Here is a 7,502-nt window from a genome sequence, read left to right as displayed (position 1 = left end):
GGAATCATCGCCGTCGCCACCGACACCATCTGACGCGGCGAAACATCCATATAGTCGACGTCGGCGGCGGCGACGAGTTCGTTCTCCTCGTTGCCGCGACGGCAGAGCACACGATCCTCGAGGAAGCGGCCGTCGGCGTCCACCGGCGAGTTCGCCTGGGCGCGGACGTGGCGGTCCTCCTCGTCGGCGGTCAGGTAGCGCACCTCATCGGTGACGCGGCCGTCGACGACCTTGCGGTACGGGGTCTCGATGAAACCGAACGGGTTGACCCGCGCGTACACCGACAGCGAACCGATCAGGCCGATATTCGGGCCTTCCGGGGTCTCGATCGGGCACATGCGGCCGTAGTGCGACGGGTGGACGTCACGGACTTCCAGACCGGCGCGCTCACGGGACAGACCGCCCGGACCCAGCGCCGAGAGACGGCGCTTGTGTGTCAGACCCGACAGCGGGTTGTTCTGGTCCATGAACTGTGACAACTGCGAGGTGCCGAAGAACTCCTTGATCGCCGCCACGACCGGGCGGATGTTGATCAGGGTCTGCGGCGTGATGGCCTCGACGTCCTGCGTGGTCATGCGCTCGCGGACCACACGCTCCATACGCGAGAGGCCGACCCGGATCTGATTCTGGATCAGCTCGCCGACGGTGCGCAGACGGCGGTTGCCGAAGTGGTCGATGTCGTCGACCTCCACCGGCACCTCTTCGCCGCCGGGGGCCGTCATCATCTTGTCGCCCGCGTGCAGGCGCACCAGGTACTCGATGGTGGTGACGATGTCTTCCTTCGTCAGCACCGAGCCGATGACCTGCTCGCCGAGGTGGATGCCGAGCTTCTTGTTGATCTTGTAGCGACCCACGCGCGCGAGGTCGTAGCGCTTCTCCTTGAAGAACAGGTTCTCCAGCAGGGTCTGCGCGGATTCCTTCGTCGGCGGTTCGCCCGGACGCAGTTTGCGGTGGATGTCGAGCAGCGCCTCGTCGGGCCCGGCGATATTGTCCTTCTCCAGCGAGGTCAGCATGATCTCGGAGAAACCGAACCGCTCGCGGATGGCCGCATCGCTCCAGCCGAGCGCCTTGAGCAGCACCGTCACCGGCTGGCGGCGCTTGCGGTCGATACGGACACCAACCGTGTCGCGCTTGTCTACGTCGAATTCCAGCCACGCGCCGCGCGACGGAATGACCCGCACGCTGTGCAGATCCTTCTCGGTGCCCTTGTCGACCGCGTGGTCGAAGTAGACACCCGGCGAACGCACCAGCTGCGAGACGACGACCCGCTCGGTGCCGTTGATGATGAACGTGCCCTTGTCGGTCATCATCGGGAAATCACCCATGAAGACCGTCTGGCTCTTGATCTCGCCGGTGTTGTTGTTGATGAACTCGGCGGTCATGAACAGCGGCGCCGCGTAGGTCATGTCCTTGTCTTTGCACTCGTCGATGGAGGCCTTGACCTCCTCGAAACGAGGGTCGGAGAACGACAGAGACATGGAGCCGGAGAAGTCTTCGATCGGCGAGAGCTCCTCGAGCACCTCCTCGAGTCCCCCGACGAGCCCGACGTCGCCGCGGGCGGCGACCTTTTCACGCCAAGACGGCGAGCCGATCAACCAAGCAAAGGAGTCCGTCTGTAGGTCGAGAAGTCCGGGCACCTCCAAGGGTTCACGGATCTTCGCGAAAGACACCCGCAAAGGGGCTCCGGGGATTCCGACAACTGCCTTGGTCTGGGTGGAGACTGCCAAGATGCGTCCTTCCAGCACCTCACGCGCGTCGCGTGGTGGTCCGCGACCGTCGCTTGCCTGCTACGTTCTTTTGAGATTCTCGCTGGTCACGACCCGAACGAACCCGAACAGGCAACAACGAAAGCAACACCGGAAGGGTGGCACTTACGAGTGCGAATTGAGGTAATGGACAGGAGGCAGCCAGCGCAACGTCCAAACCTACACCTACATACACGGAGGTGTCAAAGTACCACCCGTGTGCACATTCACGGAGCCGGCGCGCCGACCCTCCCGAGCCGACGTGCGAACCCCGTGTACCGGGCCGCCCGCACCCGAAACGCCGGCTGCGTCGAGGGTGACGGGACTGCGCTGTTCCTCCGTGACCTCTGCTCGGCAGCGCCCCGGCGGCTCCGAGAGCCGCTGTGACAGCTGCCGCTGCTGTGAATAGCGTGACGTGTCCGACGAAAGTCGTCAAGTGGCGGATTCCGGTACGGCGCTCCCGGGTCACGCCGGGACGATGCCCCGAGATCCACTGGCCCGCTACGACTTAGCCGGAGCGGGCTCACTGGTCGACGATGTCACTCGCCAGCCAACGGCCGTCCACTTTCTGCATACGCAGAACTACCGGGCCCGCCACACTCTGCTGGGCGGCCCCGCCCTTGGTGGCACTCACGACGAGGTTCACCAGCAACTCCGCTCGATCATCGGTGAGCATTGTCACACCGACCGGGTCCGCCTTCGCATCGGCACTGGTCTGGGACTGTTTTATGGCATCGATCGTGGTAGCGGCGAACTTGTCGAGGTCGGCGAGCATGGATCCGGTTACTACCGAGCGCACCGCCGCTTCGTAGCCGTCGATGTCCTTGATGTCGTAGGCGTAGATGGTGCGCAGCGCGTGGTCGGCGGCGGCGCGCACCTCCTCGGTTGCCGCGGTGTCGACGAAGGCCCGATTGGAATCGTTGACGCCCGGACGCGAGGCCGCCACGGCCGCGAATCCGCCCAGGAGTACCGCCGCCGCCAGACTCGCTATAACGACCGTCCAGGATGATCCAGGGCGCCCGAAACGGCGCCGCCGCGGCTTGTCCGCCTCCGCCTCGGAACTCGGCACGACCCGGCGGCCGGAGGTGTTCTCCGCCGAAGGTGTGCGCGAACTCACCGCCGCGCCCGGCTTCCTTGTACCGGCGACTTTGCGCGTCGCGGCGGGTCGCGCGGCGGCCCCGGCGGGGCGGCGCTTGGAGGTGACCCGATTGACCGGCCTACGAGTGTTCATCGGATGCTTCTCCTACGATCCGGGCAGCGGGGCGGGCGTGGGGGCCTGCGATGGCTGCTCCGCGCCGGACTGCTGGGCGGGCTGTCCCAGCCCGGTCGGTCCCGGGCCGTTCAACAGGACGGGCTGGGCCAGCGAGGCCACCTGCTCTGCCTTCCAGACGTCGCCGACCTTGGTCATGTCCAGACTCCACGTGTAGCGGTAGTCCGAGGCCGACTTGTCGGCCTTGGTCTCGGTGATCTGGAGCACCACCAGCGCGGTGGCCTTGTCGTTCTCGCTGTTCAGCGCGGTCAATGAGGCGCCGAGCACCTTGGCCTGCATGCCGACGCCCGACTGGGCGGCCATCTGCTCGGACTGCTGCTGGTTCTTCTGCGCGGACTCGAGGATCGCGCCGGTCATCGAGGAGCGCGCCAGCGCCAGCGATCCGGGGATGTCGTCGAGCTTCATCGAGGTCATATTGATCGCGGCCTGGCGGGCGGCGTCGAGCGCGCTGTCACGGGCCTCGACCCGTGGACCGTCGGTGAACAGGGCCGAGCGCGCCCAGCCCGCGCCGAACCACAGCGCGGTGACCAATGCCACAACCAGCGCACCCACCGCGACCGCGGTGACCGCCACCGGCGCGCGGCGTTGCGACGAGTCCGCCGTCACCGCGCCGTCGTCCACCTCTGCCGCCGTCGCATCGGATTCCTCGGCATCCGGTTCGACCGCCCCCGGTTGTTCCTTGGAAATGTCGATGTTCACGACAGGCACCCTAACGTCATTGATCCTGGTCACCGCTTAGGCGTAACCCCAAGCAGGGTGGCCATCTGGACGGCGATCGGATTCAGGTTCAGCTTCTCGGGATCGGTCTTGGGAACGTTGTCCCACGGCTGCGGGATGCTCGGGTCAGCGAGGTCGGCCCGCGCGCCGCCCCGCACCGCGGTCGGATTCCCCTGCGGCACAGTGCACTTCGCATCCTTGTTGAACGGGAAATCGTCCTTGGAATCGTCGAAGTTCGGGTTCTGCGCCTTCATCTGCTCGAGAATCCGGTGCGTCCCCTCGTACCCGACCGTACATGCGGGCGGATTGTTGACCTCGAGTACCAGGCCGAAGTGGCTGGTGCCGTCCCCGGGCGCGGTGGCCGAGGCGCCCACCGACAGGCCGGGCAACATGATCAACAGCGGCTGCAAGGCGTAGAACTTCGGCGAGATGGCCAACAGCAGCGTACGCAGGTTGGTCAGATCCTCGGTCAACGCCGCACCGCTCTCCTGCAACAGCGCCCCGACCTGGCTGCCCGCGTCGGTGCCGGTGCCGATGAGCCTGCGTATGGCGGGGTCGCTGGCGCGCAGCTGCGCGGTGATCTGGTCGAGTCCGTCGCTGAACTGGCGGATGGCCGAGGACTGTTCGGCCTGGGTCCCCAGGGCGATCTTGCCGTCCTCGATCAGTTGGATGGTCTGCGGCAGCGCCTCGTCGAAGGTCTTGGTGAAGGAGTTCAGCGAGTCGAGGAGAACCCGCAGATCGTCGCCCTTGCCATTGAACGCCTTGCCGAGTTCGGTGACCGTGGTACGAAGCGCGGCCAGATCCACCGTGCTGGTGAAGTGGTCGACACTGGCCACCAGTTCCTCGACCGAGATCGGGACGGTCGCCCCGACGATCACCGAACCGTCGCGCAGATACGGAGAGCTGTCGCTGTCGGGTTGCAAATCGATGTACTGTTCGCCGATGGCCGAGCGGTTGGCGACAACCGCCTTGGCCGAGGCCGGGATCTTCGGCGCGCCCGACTCGATGTCCAGCGTCATGACGACGCCGTCGGTAGCGATGGCGAGATCGCCCACCCGCCCCACCGGGACGCCGCGGTAGGTGACCTCCGCGCCCTTGTACAGGCCGCCGGTCTGCTTCGCCTGCACCTTCACCTGGTAGAGGCCGAACCCGAACATCTCGTCCAATCGGACGTAGCGGGCTCCGACGTATGCCACGCCGAGCACGGCGATCAACGCGAAAGCGACCAACTGGTAGCGCACCAGACGCGTCATCGCTGTCCCTCCTGGCCCTGCTGTCCGGTCCGGCCCTGACCACCCGGAGTCTCGATGCCGAACTGTTCGAGCAACGGTCCCAGCGGATTCGGCGCCGCGGGCGTACCCGCCGCGGGCACCGAGGCGAGCGTCGGCGGCAGCGGCACCAGCGACACCGTCGGCCAACCGGGACGGGGTCCGTTGCCGTTGTAGTACGGATTGCTCGGATCCACCGGCACCGGACGGCCGAGCGGCGGGATGTAGACCGGATCCGGTTTGCCGACACCGAGATTGCTCAGCGCGACACCGATTTCCGCGTCGACCGAGAGGAAGGTGTTCACCGACCCGCCGAAAGTGCCCGCCAGGGTCGAATCCGGGAATGGATAGGTCGGGATCAAGGGCAGCGCGGTCACCAGATCCGGCGCGGCGCGGCCGAGTTCCTGCAAGGTCGGGCGCAGTGAGGTCAGACCCGCGATGAGATCGGCCTTGGAGGTGTTGATCACATCGAAGCCCGCCTGGCCGACCCGGTCCAGCTGGGCGAGCAGGGCGATCAGCTGCGGCCGCTGCTCCTCGAGGATCTTGATGCCGCGCGGCAACTCGTCGAGGATCTTTGCGATCTGATCGGTCTGGGTGCTCACCCGGCCGCTGAGCGTCGCAAGTCCGTCGATGGCCCGGGTAATGTCGTCGACCTGCTGATTCAGCCCGCCGATGAGCGTATTGGCCTGTTCGATCAGCGACCGTACCCGGTCCTCGCGACCGCCGAGCGTCTTGTTCAGCTCGGTCACGATGGGCTGGAGCTGGGCCACGCCGCCGCCGTTGAGCAGCAACGACATGGCGCCGAGCACCTGCTCGATCTCGGTGGCGTGCCGGGTGTTCGACACCGGGATGACCGAACCGTCGGCGAGCTTGTCGGGATCGGGATCGGCCGCGGGCTTGGACAGTTCGATGAATTTCTCACCGAGCAGATTCGTTTGGCGCACCTCGGCCCGCGCGTTGGCGGGCAGATCCACCGAGGAGTTCACCACCGTGCGCACGCTGGCCGTCCAGCCGTCCTTGCCGAGGGTGATCTCCTCGACCCGACCCACCGGAACGCCCTCCACCTTCACCGCCGACTGCGGCACCAGGTCGAGCACGTCGTCGAACTGGATGTCGATGGTCATCGGATTCGAGCCGATATCGGCGCCGCCGGGCAGCGGAATGCTGTAGATCCCGTCCGATGAACACGAGGTGACCAGCACCGCCGAGACGGCGAGCGCCATCACGCCGCCGAAACCCCGTGCGGCGTTACGGATTCCGCTCATCGCTGGCCTCCCTGGGACGGCGGCTGCCGGTCCGACGGCGTGCCGGGCACGGTGCCGGGCACTGGATCGCGCTGCTGATTCTCACCGCTGAGGATGCCGAAGGGCAGGATCAGCGAGGGCGTCTGCACACCCGCGGTGATCTGATCGGTGATCGCCTTGCAGTGCTCGATGACCGGACGCAATTGCCTGCCGAGCGCCTCGAACTTGGGATCGCCCGGCATGAGCTTGGACAGATCCAGCATCTTGCAGACCACGCCGAACGGGTCCTGCAACTCGGGGAAGTTCGCCCGCATGTCGAGGGTGCCCGCCTCGCCGTTGTGGATATTGATCAGGTTGCTCAGCGCGACCGGCAGCACCGGAAGCGCGGCCGCGAGATCGTCGCGCTGGTCGGCGAGGGTCTTGGTGAGCTGGGTCAGCCCCTGGGCGTTGTCGGCCACCAGCTGACGGTTGTCGTCGATGAACCGCGCCACGTCGCCGAGGGCGACCGAGAGCAGGTCGAGCGCCTGACCCAGATTCTTGCGTTCGCCCGACAGGAAGCCCGCAAGGTCGGCCAGCTGCGTATTGAACTGGCGCACTTGCTGATCGTTGACCGCGAGCATCGTGATGAAGTTCTGGAGGTTCTTCACTGTCTCGAAGATGTCGCCGCGGGCGTCGGACAGATACCGCGCGGCCCGGCTCAGCTGGGTGATGCTGTTGGCCAGCGCCTCCCCGTTACCGGACAGGTTCGCCGCCGACGTGCGCACCAGCTCGTTGACCGCGCCGTCCTTGTTGGCGCCGTTCGGGCCGAGCGCGTCGGACAGTTCGGCGATGCTCTTGTAGAGCTGGTCGACCTCGACCGGGGTGACGGTCCGCTCCCGCGGAATCGTCGCGGTGCGTTCCATCTTCGGTCCGCCGCGGTAGACCGGGGTCAGCTGGATGTAGCGGTCCGAGACCACCGACGGGGTGATCTGCGCGGCCCGCGCGTCGGCGGGCACATCGTATTTCCGGTCCACGCTCATGACGACCCTGACCTGGTCGCCCATCGGCTCAACCGAATCCACCGACCCCACCGGCACGCCGAGGATCCGCACATCGGACCCCTCGTAGATGCCGACCGAACGGTCGAAGAAGGCGGTGATCTTCGTGGTGCTCATCCGATCGAACAGCCACCACAGGAATCCCACGGCCACCAGCACCACGACCAGGGCGATGGCGATCGCCACGACGGCACCGCGGCGCGATCTCCGCGGTTCGGAAA

At 66.4% G+C, this 7,502-nt stretch carries 5 protein-coding genes and 1 pseudogene; all 6 read right to left on the bottom strand.

Features of this window, described 5'->3' with window-relative positions; genetic code table 11:
* Positions 1 to 1,745, bottom strand: a pseudogene (locus APZ21_RS26660) (DNA-directed RNA polymerase subunit beta); the annotation flags it as partial.
* A gap of 523 nt (positions 1,746 to 2,268) precedes the next feature.
* Positions 2,269 to 2,976: a hypothetical protein gene (locus APZ21_RS26655; RefSeq protein ID WP_054816009.1), complete on the bottom strand. Its 708-nt coding sequence runs from the start codon at positions 2,974 to 2,976 to the stop codon at positions 2,269 to 2,271.
* A 12-nt stretch (positions 2,977 to 2,988) separates the two neighbouring features.
* Complete coding sequence (locus APZ21_RS26650; RefSeq protein ID WP_156371344.1) at positions 2,989 to 3,714, bottom strand: hypothetical protein; 726 nt, start codon at positions 3,712 to 3,714, stop codon at positions 2,989 to 2,991.
* 29 nt (positions 3,715 to 3,743) lie between these two features.
* Complete coding sequence (locus APZ21_RS26645) at positions 3,744 to 4,985, bottom strand: MCE family protein (protein WP_054816007.1); 1,242 nt, start codon at positions 4,983 to 4,985, stop codon at positions 3,744 to 3,746.
* A complete protein-coding gene (locus APZ21_RS26640) occupies positions 4,982 to 6,265 on the bottom strand; it encodes an MCE family protein (RefSeq protein WP_082393467.1) in 1,284 nt (427 codons plus the stop codon). The genes APZ21_RS26645 and APZ21_RS26640 overlap by 4 nt, the downstream gene beginning before the upstream one ends.
* Complete coding sequence (locus tag APZ21_RS26635) at positions 6,262 to 7,467, bottom strand: MCE family protein (RefSeq protein ID WP_239476820.1); 1,206 nt, start codon at positions 7,465 to 7,467, stop codon at positions 6,262 to 6,264. Before APZ21_RS26635 ends, APZ21_RS26640 begins: the two co-directional genes overlap by 4 nt.
* Positions 7,468 to 7,502: the final 35 nt, after the last annotated feature.

The organism is Nocardia arizonensis (genome assembly GCF_001310275.1).
In the GTDB taxonomy this organism is placed as follows: domain Bacteria; phylum Actinomycetota; class Actinomycetes; order Mycobacteriales; family Mycobacteriaceae; genus Nocardia; species Nocardia arizonensis.
This window is presented reverse-complemented; position numbering and strand designations above follow the sequence as displayed.

Excerpts from the sequence above, each read along its gene's own strand:
- APZ21_RS26645 (WP_054816007.1), bottom strand. The coding sequence starts at position 4,985 with ATGACGCGTCTGGTGCGCTACCAGTTGGTCGCTTTCGCGTTGATCGCC.
- APZ21_RS26640 (WP_082393467.1), bottom strand. The coding sequence starts at position 6,265 with ATGAGCGGAATCCGTAACGCCGCACGGGGTTTCGGCGGCGTGATGGCG.
- APZ21_RS26655 (WP_054816009.1), bottom strand. The coding sequence starts at position 2,976 with ATGAACACTCGTAGGCCGGTCAATCGGGTCACCTCCAAGCGCCGCCCC.